At 40.1% G+C, this 16,730-nt stretch carries 13 protein-coding genes; all 13 read left to right on the plus strand.

Annotated features, from left to right (window positions below; all coding sequences use genetic code 11):
* The first annotated feature begins 102 nt into the window (after positions 1-102).
* The 13 genes from PCY06_RS06375 to ftsY all read left to right on the plus strand — a co-directional run bounded on the left by PCY06_RS06375 (position 103) and on the right by ftsY (position 16,695).
* Positions 103-1,101 (plus strand): glycosyltransferase family 4 protein, encoded by a 999-nt coding sequence (locus PCY06_RS06375; protein WP_041789613.1) that lies wholly within the window; start codon positions 103-105, stop codon positions 1,099-1,101.
* 1 nt (position 1,102) lies between these two features.
* On the plus strand, positions 1,103-2,416 hold the full coding sequence (locus PCY06_RS06380) for a glycosyltransferase family 4 protein (protein WP_048778536.1): 1,314 nt from the start codon (positions 1,103-1,105) through the stop codon (positions 2,414-2,416).
* A gap of 734 nt (positions 2,417-3,150) precedes the next feature.
* Complete coding sequence (locus tag PCY06_RS06385) at positions 3,151-3,522, plus strand: hypothetical protein (protein ID WP_045773786.1); 372 nt, start codon at positions 3,151-3,153, stop codon at positions 3,520-3,522.
* A gap of 91 nt (positions 3,523-3,613) precedes the next feature.
* Complete coding sequence (thrS, locus tag PCY06_RS06390) at positions 3,614-5,557, plus strand: threonine--tRNA ligase (protein WP_061598663.1); 1,944 nt, start codon at positions 3,614-3,616, stop codon at positions 5,555-5,557.
* 205 nt (positions 5,558-5,762) lie between these two features.
* Positions 5,763-6,464: a response regulator YycF gene (gene yycF / locus PCY06_RS06395; RefSeq protein WP_012000241.1), complete on the plus strand. Its 702-nt coding sequence runs from the start codon at positions 5,763-5,765 to the stop codon at positions 6,462-6,464.
* Complete coding sequence (gene vicK / locus PCY06_RS06400; RefSeq protein ID WP_082307766.1) at positions 6,457-7,818, plus strand: cell wall metabolism sensor histidine kinase VicK; 1,362 nt, start codon at positions 6,457-6,459, stop codon at positions 7,816-7,818. Before yycF ends, vicK begins: the two co-directional genes overlap by 8 nt.
* Complete coding sequence (locus tag PCY06_RS06405) at positions 7,811-8,614, plus strand: MBL fold metallo-hydrolase (RefSeq protein ID WP_048775089.1); 804 nt, start codon at positions 7,811-7,813, stop codon at positions 8,612-8,614. Before vicK ends, PCY06_RS06405 begins: the two co-directional genes overlap by 8 nt.
* A 34-nt stretch (positions 8,615-8,648) precedes the next feature.
* Positions 8,649-9,005 carry a YbaN family protein gene (locus PCY06_RS06410; protein ID WP_008809001.1) on the plus strand — a complete coding sequence of 119 codons (357 nt, stop codon included), beginning with the start codon at positions 8,649-8,651 and terminating at the stop codon, positions 9,003-9,005.
* 242 nt (positions 9,006-9,247) lie between these two features.
* On the plus strand, positions 9,248-9,946 hold the full coding sequence (rnc, locus tag PCY06_RS06415) for a ribonuclease III (protein ID WP_012000242.1): 699 nt from the start codon (positions 9,248-9,250) through the stop codon (positions 9,944-9,946).
* Entirely contained in the window at positions 9,937-13,470 is a 3,534-nt protein-coding gene (smc, locus tag PCY06_RS06420) for a chromosome segregation protein SMC (protein ID WP_082307765.1), read from the plus strand. Before rnc ends, smc begins: the two co-directional genes overlap by 10 nt.
* A 1-nt stretch (position 13,471) precedes the next feature.
* A complete protein-coding gene (locus tag PCY06_RS06425; RefSeq protein ID WP_048778544.1) occupies positions 13,472-14,269 on the plus strand; it encodes a Cof-type HAD-IIB family hydrolase in 798 nt (265 codons plus the stop codon).
* Positions 14,266-15,075 (plus strand): Cof-type HAD-IIB family hydrolase, encoded by an 810-nt coding sequence (locus PCY06_RS06430; RefSeq protein WP_082307764.1) that lies wholly within the window; start codon positions 14,266-14,268, stop codon positions 15,073-15,075. Before PCY06_RS06425 ends, PCY06_RS06430 begins: the two co-directional genes overlap by 4 nt.
* A gap of 18 nt (positions 15,076-15,093) precedes the next feature.
* Positions 15,094-16,695, plus strand: a complete 1,602-nt coding sequence (ftsY, locus tag PCY06_RS06435; RefSeq protein ID WP_301389637.1) for a signal recognition particle-docking protein FtsY — start codon at positions 15,094-15,096, stop codon at positions 16,693-16,695.
* Positions 16,696-16,730: the final 35 nt, after the last annotated feature.

A 16,730-nucleotide genomic window follows, 5' to 3' on the forward strand; every position in this document is an offset into this window, starting at 1 on the left:
GAGGATACTTATTGGCAAGAAAAGCAATAGGATTGAGAGATCCATACCTGCTTTTGCCATTTAAAGTTTAATTTTTTTCTGCTTTCAGGTATAATAGTATTTATGAAAGTTTTATTGTATTTAGAAGGAAAATCAGTGCTAGAAAAATCTGGTATTGGTCGAGCTTTGCAACACCAAATGCATGCCTTGGACCTGGCTGGTATTCCGTATACGACAGATATTTTAGGTGATTATGATGTAGTCCATATTAATACTTATGGACCAAGAAGTTTGCTCCTCTTACATGCCGCCAAGAGACATGGGAAGAAGGTTATTATGCATGGCCATTCTACCAAGGAGGATTTTCAGAATTCTTTTATTGGGTCGAATTTCTTTGCACCTTTATTTGGTAAATATCTTGCACATATGTATCAAAAGGCTGACTTTGTTATTACACCATCAGAGTATTCTAAAAAGCTTATTGCAGGCTACGGGGTAACGACACCGATTATTGCTGTGTCAAATGGTATAGATCTTGAGAAATACCAAGCGGACCCTAAAAAGGAAAAGGTTTTTAGAGAACATTTTCAAGTTAAGGAAGGCCAAAAGGTTGTTGTCTGTGCAGGTCTCTATTTTAAGCGAAAAGGAATAGAAGACTTTGTTGAAGTGGCTAGAAGGATGCCAGATGTTCGTTTTATCTGGCTAGGCTCGATCAATAAGTGGTTGATCCCAGCTTCGATTCGTAGATTAGTAGAAAAAGATCATCCTTCTAATGTGGAGTTCCCTGGCTATTTTAAGGGAGCTGTTTTTCAAGGAGCTATGTCAGGAAGTGATGCATTCTTTTTCCCATCATATGAAGAGACAGAAGGTATTGTGGTCTTGGAAGCCCTAGCTAGCAAGCAACATGTCATTCTTCGAGATATTCCTGTGTATGAGGGATGGATTAGCGAAGAGTCTGCTGAGCTTTGTCATAATGTTGATGAATTTGTTGAGTCACTTCGAAAGGTTCTAGACGGTCAAGTTGATAAACGTGAAGCTGGTTATCGAGTGGCTCAAAGCCGTTCAATTGATGATGTAGCCTATCAGCTAGTAGAAGCCTATCGAAAAGTATTGGAGATGTAATATGCGAGTTGGTCTTTTTACAGATACCTATTTCCCTCAGGTCTCGGGTGTGGCGACGAGTATTCGGACTTTGAAGACGGAACTTGAAAAGCAAGGACATACAGTTTTTATCTTTACGACAACTGATAAAGACGTGAATCGTTATGAGGATTGGCAGATTATTCGGATACCGAGTGTACCCTTTTTTGCCTTTAAAGATCGTCGGGTTGCATACCGAGGTTTTTCTAAGGCTTTAGAGATTGCTCGCCAGTATCAGCTTGATATCATTCACACACAGACTGAATTTTCATTGGGATTGTTAGGAGTCTGGATTGCTAAGGAATTAAAGATTCCTGTCCTGCATACCTATCATACTCAATATGAAGATTACGTCCGCTATATTGCAAATGGAATGCTGATTCGGCCTAGTATGGTTAAGTATATCGTCCGTGGTTTTTTGAATGATATGGATGGTGTGATTTGTCCTAGTGAGATCGTCTATGATTTGTTAACACGCTACAAGGTTACAACTGAAAAGAGGGTCATTCCTACAGGGATTGATTTGGCTAAGTTTGAACGACCTGAAATCACCAAAGATCATATTGAAGATTTACGAAAGAAACTGGCAATCGATGACTCAGAAACTATGTTGCTCAGTTTGTCTCGAGTTTCTTATGAGAAAAATATTCAAGCAGTTATTGCAGCTTTACCAGATGTCTTAAAAGAAAATGCTACTGTAAAATTGGTAGTGGCAGGAGACGGCCCTTATTTGTCGGACTTGAAGGAACAGGCTGAGAGTTTAGGTATTACTGATTCTATTATTTTCACAGGCATGATACCTCCAAATGAAACTGCCCTTTACTATAAGGCGGCTGATTTCTTTATCTCTGCCTCAACTAGTGAGACGCAGGGACTAACATATTTGGAAAGTATTGCCAGTGGTACACCGATTATTGCCCACGGCAATCCTTATCTAGATAATGTTGTGACGGATAAAATGTTTGGGACACTTTATTATGAGGATAACGACCTATCTGGTGCTATTTTAGAAGCAGTTATGACAACGCCTAAAATGGACGAAGAGAGATTGGCAGATAAACTCTATGAAATTTCAGCAGAAAATTTTGGGCGCCGTGTCTATGAATTCTATCTGGATTTAGGGATTTCTAAAGATTTTCAAAATGAAATTAGGCCGGATGAAACAAGAACAAAGCGCTTTGCAAAATCAATGATAAAACTGCCAGGTAAAATTATCCTTCTTCCGGTAAATGGTTCAACTCGGATGATTAAAGCTTCAAGAAAACAAATCAGAAAAATTCGCAAATACCTAGAATAAGTTTATTCTTTGAAAGGTGAAAAGGAGATGAGGGGATGAGAGACTGAAAAAATGAATTTCTTTTCTTACTTCCCCTTGTTTTTTTCTATTTAATATTTGATATTTTGCTAATATATTTGCCACTTGATTCAATGGTAAGTAAAAACCTTGTGGTTGGAAACATTCTTATCTTTTCACCTCTTGTCACTCTATTAGTATCCTTGCTATATGCAGTAATTTATGGATTTTCATTGCATTTTTCTATTTTAGTTGGCCTTCTGTTTTTGCTGACAATTTTTATCTTTGGAGAATGGATTCCTCTCTATCACTTGGTTTATTTTCTTTCTTCACTGGCTGGTAATGGATTAGGCCATTTGTTTTATCATTTGAGAAAGAAAAAAAGCGAAGCTAGAAAAATGTAAAAGTTCTTGCAAATTTTTTCAATCGTGCTATAATGTTTCCTAGAGACATATCACCTGCAGGAAATCTTTTAGAGAGCGCGTGGAGCTGGAAATCGCGTAGAGGATGCAGTTGGGACTACTCTACTGGATTTTATGAAAACATAAAACGGTGGCTACGTTAGAGCCAATCAGAGGTGTCCCTCTTTTTTGAGGAACATAAATGAAGGTGGAACCACGTTGCGACGTCCTTTCGAGGATGTCGCTTTTTGTATGGAGAATAGTTACGACAAAGTTAAAATGAAATTTAGCTAAGAGCTGAATGAGGTAATAGATTTGAAGAAATATTTATCTTGGATGATGACTTGTACCTTCCTTATAGTCTATGTATGGCTAATGAAAACTCTCAGCCTATGGGGTTTAGAGTATATTGTCGTCTTTTCATTTTTTCTACTCATTCCTCTCTTGCCCTTCCTTGCCCCCTTTCTTGGTATCTTAATGTTTTTCAACAACAAGAAACTCATTATAACGGGATATCTTTTAAGTTTGACAGCTGCTATCTATTTGGTCAATGCGATAAAAAGCTATCCGATAAGGATATACATGGAAGGTGAGATGACTGATGAGCAATACTTGTCTTTAATCCTTTCTTTGGTATGCTATCTATTTATTTCTACAGCTTTCTTTTTCTTTAGAATGAGAAAGTTAAACTATCATTTGCTTAGATAATCAATTGATATCATTCATTGTAAATAGCTAGTTTCCCCATTCCTTCAAACCTCAGTTATAAAAATACGATAATTTTTTAAAGGAGAAAACCATGATTAAGATTACTTTCCCAGATGGCGCTGTTCGTGAATTCGAATCTGGCGTTACAACTTTTGAAATTGCACAAAGCATTAGCAATTCCCTAGCGAAAAAAGCCTTGGCAGGTAAATTCAACGGCAAACTCATCGACACGACTCGTGCTATCACCGAAGATGGTTCCATCGAAATCGTGACACCTGATCACGAAGATGCCCTTCCAATCTTGCGCCATTCAGCTGCTCACTTGTTTGCTCAAGCAGCTCGTCGTCTTTTCCCAGATATTCACTTGGGGGTTGGTCCAGCTATCGAAGATGGTTTCTACTACGATACGGACAACACAGCTGGTCAAATCTCTAACGAAGACCTTCCTCGTATCGAAGAAGAAATGAAGAAGATCGTCAAGGAAAACTTCCCATCTATTCGCGAGGAAGTTACCAAAGACGAGGCACGTGAAATCTTTAAGAACGACCCTTACAAGTTGGAATTGATCGAAGAACACTCTGAAGACGAAGGTGGTTTGACTATCTACCGTCAGGGTGAATACGTGGACCTCTGCCGTGGACCTCACGTCCCATCAACTGGTCGCATCCAAATCTTCCACCTTCTCCATGTAGCAGGTGCTTACTGGCGTGGAAATAGCGACAACGCTATGATGCAACGGATCTATGGTACAGCTTGGTTTGACAAGAAAGACTTGAAGAACTACCTTCAAATGCGTGAAGAAGCCAAAGAACGTGACCACCGTAAACTTGGTAAAGAACTTGACCTCTTCATGATTTCACAAGAGGTTGGACAAGGTCTGCCATTCTGGTTGCCAAACGGTGCGACTATCCGTCGTGAATTGGAACGCTACATTGTCGACAAGGAAATCGCTGCAGGCTACCAACATGTTTACACTCCACCACTTGCATCAGTAGAGCTTTATAAAACTTCTGGTCACTGGGATCACTACCGTGAAGATATGTTCCCAACTATGGACATGGGAGACGGTGAAGAGTTTGTCCTTCGTCCAATGAACTGCCCACACCACATCCAAGTCTTCAAACACCATGTTCATTCTTACCGTGAATTGCCAATCCGTATCGCTGAAATCGGTATGATGCACCGCTACGAGAAATCTGGTGCCCTCACTGGTCTTCAACGTGTGCGTGAAATGTCTCTTAATGACGGTCACCTCTTTGTTACTCCTGAACAAATCCAAGAAGAATTCCAACGTGCCCTTCAGTTGATTATCGATGTTTACGAAGACTTCAACTTGACTGAGTACCGCTTCCGTCTCTCTCTTCGTGACCCTCAAGATACTCACAAGTACTTTGACAACGATGAAATGTGGGAAAATGCCCAAACCATGCTTCGTGCAGCCCTTGATGAAATGGGTGTTGACTACTTTGAAGCTGAAGGTGAAGCAGCCTTCTATGGACCAAAACTCGATATCCAAGTTAAGACGGCCCTTGGAAAAGAAGAGACCCTTTCGACTATCCAACTCGACTTTTTGCTTCCAGAACGCTTTGACCTCAAATACATCGGAGCTGATGGTGAAGAGCACCGTCCAGTTATGATCCACCGTGGGGTTATCTCAACTATGGAACGCTTCACAGCTATCTTGATTGAGAACTACAAGGGTGCATTCCCAACATGGCTTGCACCACATCAAGTGACCCTCATCCCCGTTTCTAACGAAAAACACGTGGACTACGCATGGGAAGTGGCTAAGAAACTCCGTGACCGCGGTGTCCGTGCAGACGTAGATGAGCGCAATGAAAAAATGCAGTTCAAGATTCGTGCTTCACAAACCAGCAAGATCCCTTACCAATTGATCGTTGGGGACAAGGAAATGGAAGATGGAACTGTCAACGTTCGTCGCTACGGACAAAAAGAAACACATACGGTAGTGGTAGACGAATTTGTTGAAGCTATCCTAGCTGATATCGCTAACAAATCACGCGTCGAAAAATAATGATCAAGAACTCGCTTTGCGGGTTCTTTTTGTAATCTCATTTTTTGACAGTTTATTTTTAGATTTTTTATGAGCTAATTTTTTTACAGCATTGTCACGAATGTCTTTAAATTGTAAGATAAAGAATAGTATTTTTAATTGGGGAAATTAGTCTATTTTAAGAAAGTTTGTTATAATAAAAGAGACAGAAAAAAAGGTGAAAGATATGAAGAAAATATTAGTTGTAGATGACGAAAAACCAATTTCAGATATTATAAAATTTAATATGGTAAAAGAGGGCTATGAAGTTGTTACGGCTTTTGATGGTCGTGAAGCTCTTGAGATGTTTGAAGCTGAAAATCCTGATATTTTGATTTTGGATTTGATGTTGCCAGAATTGGACGGGCTAGAAGTAGCACGCACCATTCGGAAGACCAGTAATGTTCCAATTATTGTCCTATCGGCTAAAGATAGTGAGTTTGATAAAGTTATCGGCCTTGAGATCGGAGCAGACGACTATGTGACTAAGCCTTTCTCTAACCGTGAGCTCCAAGCTCGCGTCAAGGCTATTTTGCGACGTTCAGAATTTGCTGTAGATACCCAAGAAAATGAAAAGGGCTCAAATGAGTTGACAGTGGGTGAATTGCAAATTTTACCCGATGCTTTTGTTGCCAAGAAACATGGTGAAGAGCTAGAATTAACCCATCGTGAGTTTGAATTACTCTACCATTTGGCTAGTCATGTTGGTCAAGTAATGACACGCGAACATCTACTAGAGACAGTTTGGGGTTATGATTATTTTGGTGATGTACGCACTGTTGATGTGACGATTCGCCGTCTACGTGAAAAGATTGAAGATACGCCAAGCCGACCAGAGTATATTTTAACTCGTCGTGGTGTTGGCTATTATATGAGAAACAATGATTGAAAATATTAGACAATTTGTGTTTTCTGTAGATTTTGTTTTTGTTTTAATTGTTTTAGGTTTTATTTTGGTTGTTGCCCTGCTCTTTTTAGAGAATCGAAGGGATAATCGCCAACTTCGTCTGCTCAATCAAAAGATCAAAGATTTAATCGCAGGAGACTATTCCGAGGTTCTGGATATGCAAGGCAGTCCAGAAATTACGGATATGACCAATAGTATAAATGATTTGTCTGAGGTGACTAGATTAACACAAGAAAATCTGGAGCAAGAAACCAAACGTTTGACTAGTATCCTGTCCTACATGACAGATGGGGTTTTGGCAACCAACCGTAGGGGTCAGATTATCATGATTAATGATATGGCTTCTAAGCAACTAGGTGTTGATCCAGAGGAAGTCCAAAATACAAGTATTTTAGACTTGTTAGATATTGCGGATGAATATGATCTGCGGGATTTAATTACCAAGATGCCGGAATTGACGATTGATTCACAGGATGAAAATGGAGAATATCTAAGTCTGCGTGTTCGTTTTGCCTTGGTTCGTAGGGAATCTGGTTTTATCTCTGGTTTGGTAGCTGTTTTGCACGATACGACAGAACAGGAAAAAGAGGAACGGGAGCGTCGGCTTTTTGTATCAAACGTAAGTCATGAGCTCCGGACCCCTTTAACAAGTGTTAAGTCTTACCTAGAAGCTTTGGACGAGGGCGCTCTTTCTGAGCCAGTTGCTCCTGAATTTGTTAAAGTTTCTCTTACTGAAACGAACCGAATGATGCGGATGGTTTCTGATTTGCTTAGCTTATCAAGGATTGATAATGATAGTAGTCATTTGGATGTAGAATTAACTAATTTTACAGCTTTTATCACTTTTATTTTGAATCGTTTTGATAAGATTAAAAGTCAGGATGAAACCAAAAAATATGAGATTGTACGAGATTATCCAATCACACCTATTTGGGTTGAAATTGATACTGATAAAATGACGCAGGTCATTGATAATATCATGAATAATGCTATCAAGTATTCTCCAGATGGTGGAAAGATTACCGTAGGGATGAAAACGACGGAAGATCAGCTGATTATTTCAATTTCTGATGAAGGATTGGGAATTCCCAAAAAAGACTTGCCTAAGATCTTTGACCGTTTTTATCGAGTGGATAAGGCTCGAAGCCGTGCGCAAGGTGGAACGGGCTTAGGACTTGCGATTGCAAAAGAAATCATCAAGCAGCACCATGGCTTTATCTGGGCCAAGAGTGAGTATGAAGTCGGATCAACTTTTACAATTGTCCTGCCGTATGATAAGGATGCTGTTTTGGATGATGACTGGGAAAGTGAAGAAGTAGAAAGTAAAGATGACTAAGGAAGGTTTTAAGTATAGCATTTTAGCATCTGGATCTAGTGGTAATTGTTTTTATTTAGAAACAACCCAAAAGAAGATTTTAGTGGATGCGGGACTATCTGGTAAAAAAATCACTAGTCTCCTAAGTGAAATTAATCGTAAACCAGAAGATTTAGATGCTATTTTAGTAACTCATGAACATAAGGATCACATTCATGGTGTTGGGGTCTTAGCCCGCAAGTATAATTTAGATATCTATGCTAATGAAGATACTTGGAAAGCTATGGATAGTGCCTTAGGGAAAATTGATATCAGCCAAAAGCATATTTTTGAAATGGGTAAGGTTATGACTTTTGGTGATATAGATATTGAAAGTTTTGGTGTTAGCCATGATGCGGCGGCACCACAATTTTATCGGTTTATGAAAGACGATAAAAGCTTTGTCATGCTGACGGATACGGGCTATGTGAGTGACCGTATGGCTGGAGTAGTTGAAAATGCTGATGGTTACTTGATTGAGAGTAATCATGATGTAGAAATTTTGCGTAGTGGAGCTTACCCTTGGAGTCTTAAGCAACGTATTTTATCCGATAAAGGCCACTTATCTAATGAAGATGGTGCTGATACGATGATTCGAACCTTGGGGAACCGTACCAAAAAGATTTATCTAGGTCACTTGAGTAAGGAGAATAATATCAAGGAGCTTGCTCATATGACTATGGTTAATCAGCTGGCTCAAGCTGACTTGGCAGTCAATCATGACTTTCAAGTTTTGGATACTTCGCCAGATACAGCTACGCCTCTGACATCAATTTAATCATGTTGAAAATAAAAAATAACCAGGAGATTTTATGCGTCCCATTTATTTTCTTGTTGGACTAGTGTCCTTGGGGCTGGGAGTTGTTGGAATTCTTCTTCCTATCTTGCCTACAACGCCTTTTTTGCTCTTGTCCATAGCTTGCTTCTCTCGGAGTTCCAAACGTTTTGAAAATTGGCTCTATCATACAAAAATGTATCAGATTTATGTGGCGGATTTTCGGGAGACAGGATCGATTGCCAAGGAGCGTAAGAAAAAGATTATTGTATCCATCTACATTTTGATGGGCATTTCTATATTTTTTGCTCCTCTTCTACTTGTAAAGATCGGTCTATTTGCTCTGACAATTTTTATCACCTACTACTTATTTAAGGTCATTCCTGATAAGTAATAACTATAGAAAAGACAATTGTTATAATTGTCTTTTTTCCTTTGCCTAAAGCAAGAAAAAGAGGGCAGGAAAATTTAATTTTTGGTATAATAGTAGCTGTGCAGTCTTCTTTCTAATAGAAGATTTAAACAGCAGTAGAACTTACTTTTACCATTTGTTAAGAGTGTCTTTCTACTCTAATTTGCTATAAAGATAGAAAGGATTGGACTTGTGTTTATCAGTTTGAACACAGGTAGAGGTTTATGAAAAAATTAGAAAACCTTTTGTTTGATAGATTTGGCTTGGTTTTTAAGGATGTTTCATTGCTAGAAACAGCTTTTACTCATACAAGCTATGCCAACGAACACCGCCTCTTAAAAATTTCACACAATGAACGCCTGGAATTTTTAGGAGACGCTGTTCTGCAACTAATTATCTCTGAGTATTTATTTGAAAAATATCCCAAGAGACCTGAGGGAGATCTGACTAAGCTTCGTTCAACGATTGTTCGTGAAGAAAGTTTGGCAGGTTTTAGTCGTGACTGTCAGTTTGATCGCTTCATCAAGCTGGGTAAGGGAGAAGAAAAATCTGGGGGCCGTGAGCGCGAAACGATTTTAGGTGACTTGTTTGAAGCTTTCTTAGGAGCTTTGTTACTTGATAAAGGCTTGGAAGTTGTGAAGAACTTTATTTATCAAGTCATGATTCCTAAGGTGGAGGCAGGAGATTTTGAGCAAGTGACAGACTATAAGACAAAATTGCAAGAGTTGCTTCAGTCTAATGGAGATGTAGAAATTCTTTATCAAGTCGTGTCTGAATCTGGGCCAGCTCATGCCAAAAATTTTGAGGTTAGCGTTTCGGTTGACGGCCGTTTAGTAGGAAAAGGCCAAGGGCGTTCTAAAAAGCTGGCAGAACAAGAGGCTGCTAAGAATGCCTTTGAAAAGGAAAATCATTCATGTATTTAAAAGAAATTGAAATCCAGGGTTTTAAATCTTTTGCGGATAAAACAAAGGTAGTTTTTGACCAAGGGGTAACAGCAGTTGTCGGCCCCAATGGTTCAGGTAAGTCCAATATTACAGAAAGTCTGCGCTGGGCTTTGGGAGAATCCAGTGTTAAGAGTTTGCGTGGTGGTAAGATGCCCGATGTCATTTTTGCAGGGACAGAAACACGCAAGCCCCTTAATTATGCGTCTGTAGTAGTGGTTCTTGATAATAGCGACCAATTTATCAAGAATGTAGCTAAGGAGATTAGAGTAGAGCGTCATATTTATCGCAGTGGTGATAGTGAGTACAAAATAGATGGTAAAAAGGTTCGTTTGCGTGATGTTCATGATCTCTTTATGGACACTGGGCTTGGACGGGATTCCTTCTCTATTATTTCCCAAGGTAAGGTAGAAGAAATCTTTAACAGTAAGCCGGAGGAGCGACGTGCTATTTTTGAAGAAGCTGCGGGCGTACTGAAATATAAGACTCGTCGTAAGGAAACCGAGAGTAAATTGGCTCAAACCCAAGACAATTTGGACCGCTTGGAAGATATTATTTACGAATTGGATGGGCAAATCAAACCTTTAGAGAAACAAGCACAAACTGCTAAACGCTTTTTGGAGTTAGATCAAGAAAGGCGGGAACTTTACCTAGATGTCTTAGTTGCTCAAATGATCGCCAATAAGGAAAAGCTGAACCAGGCAGAGGAGGATTTGGCCAAGATTCAGGAAGAGCTGTCAGCCTATTATAGCAAACGCGATGAATTGGAATTGGAGAACCAAGATCTCAAATCCAAGCGTCATGAGCTTAACCAGACCTTGGCAGCTGATCAAGCTAAGCTACTGGAATTAACTCGTCTGATTAGTGACTTGGAGCGACAAATTGACCTCTCTAAGCTCGAATCGAGTCAGGCGGCTAGTAGCCGTAAAGAGAATGAGGCTCGTATGGCTGTATTGGCAGAGAAGTTGGAGCAAACGGAGAAAGATTGTCAGGCTAAGACTGAAAATCTGAGTCTTATTTCAGAAAAATTGGACAAGAATCAGCAGGAAATGGCTGAGTTAGAAAAAGAGATTGCCGATTTTTCTGAGGATCCTGATCAATTGATTGAGCATTTACGTGATCAATACGTCAAACTCATGAAAGAAGAGGCTGATTTATCCAATGATTTGACTGCTTTGGAAAGCCGTCAGGCTAATCAGTTGAAACTAAACGAGAGTAAACAAGCAGATTTTGAAAAAATTAAAAGGGACTTGTTAGAAAGCCAAAATGCTGAAACAGCCCATATAGAAGAGTTGGAAACAGCTCGGAAGAATCTAAAAGACTTGTTGAATGCTTACCAGGCACAAGTGGAAAAAGTACAAGAACTGCAGACAAGTTACCAAAATCAGCAGAAAAGCATGTTTGATTTGTTGGATGATTTGAAAAATAAGAAGGCTCGTTCTGCAAGTTTGGAAGCTATTCTTAAAAATCATAGTAACTTCTACGCTGGTGTAAAAAGTGTCTTGCAAGAGTCTGAACGCTTAGGTGGGATTGTTGGTGCTGTTAGCGAAAAATTAAGTTTTGATCCGCATTATCAGACAGCTCTTGAGATCGCTTTAGGGGCTAGCAGTCAGAATATTATTGTCGAAGATGAAGCAGCTGCTACAAGAGCAATTGATTTCTTGAAGAAAAATCGAGCTGGTCGGGCAACTTTCTTGCCACTGACAACGATTAAACCCCGTCAGCTAGCTGATCATCATCGAACAAGTATTGAGTCAAGTAAAGGTTTTCTTGGCCTTGCTTCTTCCCTTGTCACTTATGATGCCAGCTTGGATACTATCTTCCAAAATCTGCTGGGAACAACAGCCATTTTTGATACGGTAGACAATGCTCGTGCAGCAGCCCGTCAGGTTCGTTACCAAGTCAGAATAGTCACTCTAGACGGGACTGAACTGCGAACAGGTGGTTCCTACGCTGGTGGAGCAAATAAAAACAACAATACGATCTTTATCAAACCGGAATTAGATGCTCTTTTGTCTGATATAAAGGAAAAAGATCTGCAACTGAAGGAAAAAGAAGAGGCTGTCCAAGTCCTACACAATCAGCTGAGTCAAGCTAAGCATGTCTTAGATCAAATCAAGGAAGATGGCGAAAGTGCCCGTTTGGCAGAACAAAAAGCTAGTTTAGCTTATGAGCAAATTGCAAAGCGAGTGGAAGAGCTGACGAATCTGAAAGATATGCAAGAGCAAGAATTGGCAAGGTTGTCTGGCTTTGATATTTCTGGTGAACAAGCCAAATTGCAGGCTCGTTTAGTAGAAATTGAACAGGCTAAATTGGATGTGACACAGGAAATTGAGCAGGTTAAATCGAATAAAGATGCTGTTCAAGAACGTTTTGATAAACTTTCCAATAAATTGTCAGACTTAAAACTATCTCGGACTGAGCTGACCTCTCTCCAACGTTTTGAGAAAAATGACTTAGAACGTTTGGAAGAAGAAAAAATAGCTTTAGTCAAAGAACAGTCTACTCTAGAACTCTTAATGGAACAAAAAGAATCCAGTCTCCAAAAGGTGGACATTGCAGTTCTAGAAGATCAGTTGAAGACTGCAAATCAAGAAAAGACAGACTTAAACCAAGGACTGATTCGCCTGAAATTTGAATTGGAAGATTTGGAAGGTCAGTCTGAAGACATCCTCAGTCATTTGGATCAGGCACGTAAGCAAAATGAAGAATTGATACGTAATCAGGCCAAGGCTGAGGCTGAAAAAGAAAAGATTACTGATGTTTTGCGTCGTCTCTTAACCAGTCTGACGGAAGAATATCAAATGAGCTTTGACGAAGCCAATCAGAAGGCTCGTCCTCTCGAAAACTTAGCAGTATCTGAAGGGCAAGTCAAAGACTTGGAACGATCTATACGTGCGCTCGGTCCAGTAAACCTGGATGCTGTTGAACAATTTGATGAAGTGAAAAATCGTTTGGACTTCCTCAATACTCAACGAGATGATGTCTTATCTGCTAAGAATCTGCTCTTGACAACTATCGAAGAAATGAACGATGAAGTCAAAGAGCGTTTCAAATCAACTTTTGAGGCCATTCGTGAAAGCTTTAAAATGACCTTCAAACAAATGTTTGGTGGAGGATCTGCAGACCTAATTTTAACAGAAGGCGATCTTTTGACAGCTGGAGTTGAAATTTCGGTGCAGCCACCTGGCAAGAAGATCCAGTCCCTCAATCTCATGAGTGGTGGGGAAAAGGCCTTGTCAGCTCTCGCTTTGCTCTTCTCCATTATTCGAGTGAAGACCATTCCTTTTGTTATTTTGGATGAAGTTGAAGCTGCCTTGGATGAAGCCAATGTTAAACGTTTTGGGGACTACCTCAACCGCTTTGACAAGGAGAGTCAGTTTATCGTTGTTACCCACCGAAAAGGGACCATGTCAGCAGCTGACTCTATTTATGGAGTGACCATGCAGGAGTCCGGTGTGTCGAAGATTGTTTCGGTGAAATTAAAAGATTTAGAAGGTATGTAAAATGGATATTAAACTAGTTGCAACCGATATGGATGGTACCTTTTTAGATGGTCAAGGGCAATTTGACATGGAGCGTCTGAAAAGTCTTTTAGTCAAATTCAAAGAGAAAGGTCTCTATTTTGCGGTAGCCAGTGGCCGAGGGATTCTGTCTCTGGAGAAGCTGTTTGCCGAAGTTCGTAATGAGATTATTTTCATCGCCGAAAATGGCAGTCTGGTTGAATTCCATGGACAGGATTTATATGAGGCTACGATGAGCCGAGATTTTTACTTAGATACTTTTGAAAAGTTAAAGGAGTCTCCATATGTAAATACTGGTAAGCTCTTGCTAACAGGTAAAAAAGCTTGCTATGTTTTAGACAGTGTAGATCCGACCTATCTACATTTTTCAGCTCACTACAATGAAAATATTGTAAAGGTGGCTAGTTTAGCTGATATTGATGATGAGATTTTCAAATTCACGACTAATTTCACACCTGAAACTATAGCTGAAGGAGAAGCTTGGGTCAATGAAAATGTTCCTGGAGTCAAAGCGATGACAACTGGTTATGAATCCATTGATATTGTTCTTGATTACGTGGATAAGGGGGTTGCGATTGTCGAATTAGCCAAGAAACTTGGTTTAGATATGAACCAAGTCATGGCTTTTGGAGACAATCTTAATGACCTCCATATGATGCAGGTAGTTGGCCATCCAATTGCACCAGAGAATGCCCGTCCAGAGATTTTAGAATTAGCAACTGAGGTGATTGGCTCTCACAAAGATCAGTCTGTAATTGCCTATATGGAGAAGTTAGTATGACAGCTATTAAACTGATTGCGCTTGATTTAGATGGAACCCTGTTGACTTCTGACAAGAAAATTTCTCAGAGGAATCTAAAGGCTCTAGCGGCTGCCAGGGCAAAGGGAGTAAAAGTTGTATTGACGACAGGTCGGCCACTCAAAGCTATGGAATTTTTACTAGATGAGTTGGGAACAGCAGGTTTAGAGGATGAATATACCATTACATTTAACGGTGGTTTGGTTCAGCGAAATACTGGTGAAATTATAGATAAAACTGTCTTTTCCCATGCTGATGTAGTTCGCATTTTTGAAGAAACTCAAAAGCTTGCTTTACCACTCGATGCTATTAGTGAGGGAGTTGTGTATCAGCTGCAGTCAGAACAGAAATCCCTCTATGCCCAAGCCAATCCTTATCTCCAGTTTGAACACGTATCGCTAAACGATTTATCTGAGGGGCTGACATACAATAAATGTGTCTCAGCCTTTGATCCATCCAGCATTGATAAGGCTTTACCACAGATTTCACGTGAATTACTTGAGCGATATGAAATTTTTAAATCTCGGGATATGCTGTTAGAGTGGTCTCCGAAAAATGTTCATAAAGCAACTGGTTTAGCAAAATTAAGCCAGCATCTTGGTTTAGATTCCAGTCAGATCATGGCTTGCGGTGATGAAGCAAACGACCGCTCCATGATTGAATGGGCTGGACTTGGTGTGGCCATGGGGAATGCAACGGAAGAAATCAAAGCAGTAGCCAAGGTAGTTGCCCCGCTGACCAACGATGAAGACGCAGTCGCTTGGGCGATTGAAAACTATATTTTATAGAGAAAAGGAGGACAGACCATGGGCTTATTTGACCGCCTTTTTGGCAGAAAAAAAGAAAAAAAAGAAGACATCCGAGAAGAGGAGTCTGTTCAGACGGAAGTTTCTGAAACAGAGGACGCAATAGAAGAACTAGAAAACGAAAATCAGTCTCAAGTAGAAACTGCTGCTGAAGTAAGTTTACAAGAGGAGAGTCAACCTTTTGAAGAAGAGGAAAAGCAGGAATTTTACGAAGAGTTAGAAGAACGCTTATCAGAAGATCAGGTCTTGAATGAAGTTATAGAAGACAAGACTCAAAATAGATTCGTGGAGCAAGAATCGGATGAACTCCAGCAAGAAGAGACTGAAGAGAGCGCCAGCATTGCGGAAAAGTCTGAAGAAGATCAAATAGACAATTCAAGTGAAGAAGAGCTTGCTGAAGAATCAGTCCCAGTCCAAGAGGAGTCTGAGGAAAAACAATCAGAACTTGACTCAGAAACACCAGCAATTGAAGATATCAAGTTAGAAAACCAAGGACCTCTAACTGTCGATGAACCAAGTCAGGCTGATGAAGATGCGAAAGACTCAAATCAAGCAGAAATCCAAGCAGAAGCTGTTGAGGAAGAGAAGCAAGATTTACCAGATGAAGCGAAGCAAGGTACAAGTGTAAGCGAAGAGGCTAAAGTTACAAAGTCAGACCAGGAAGAAGGTCATACTGAAACTGTTCAAGAAAAGTATGACCGTAGTTTGAAAAAAACTCGGACAGGCTTTGGAGCGAAGCTCAATGCTTTCTTTGCTAATTTCCGGACTGTCGACGAAGACTTTTTTGAAGATTTGGAAGAGCTTTTGATTACCAGCGACGTTGGCGTGCAAGTGGCCTCTAATTTGGCAGAAGAGCTACGATATGAGGCTAGATTAGAAAATGCCAAGAAACCTGATGCTTTACGAAAGGTTATCATCGAAAAGCTAGTTGATATCTACGAAAAAGATGGTCGTTACAATGAGAAAATTAATTTCCAAGATGGTTTGACAGTCATGCTTTTTGTCGGTGTCAATGGTGTTGGGAAAACTACGTCTATCGGTAAGTTGGCCTACAAGTACAAGCAAGAAGGCAAGAAGGTTATGTTGGTAGCAGCAGACACCTTCCGGGCTGGAGCAGTAGCCCAGTTAGCTGAGTGGGGGAAACGTGTTGATGTACCTGTTGTGACTGGTCCTGAAAAGTGTGATCCAGCCAGTGTTGTTTTTGACGGTATGGAGCGCGCTCAAGCTGAAAATGTAGATATTCTGATGATCGATACTGCTGGCCGCTTGCAAAATAAAGATAATCTCATGGCTGAATTGGAAAAGATTGGCCGGATTATTAAGCGAGTCAATCCAGATGCTCCTCACGAGACTTTCCTAGCTTTAGATGCTTCAACAGGACAAAATGCCCTCGTTCAAGCCAAGGAATTTTCAAAGATTACTCCAGTTACAGGAATTGTTCTAACGAAGATTGATGGAACAGCGCGTGGAGGTGTTGTTCTTGCTATTCGTCAGGAATTGGATATTCCAGTTAAATTGATTGGATTTGGTGAGAAGATCGATGATATTGGAGATTTCAATTCAGAGAACTTTATGCGTGGTCTTTTAGAGGGACTGATATAAACAAAAAAGAAATCCATATTCCTTGGATTTCTTTT

The sequence above is a fragment of the Streptococcus sp. SG1 genome, from assembly GCF_030439935.1.
Lineage (GTDB): Bacteria > Bacillota > Bacilli > Lactobacillales > Streptococcaceae > Streptococcus > Streptococcus gordonii.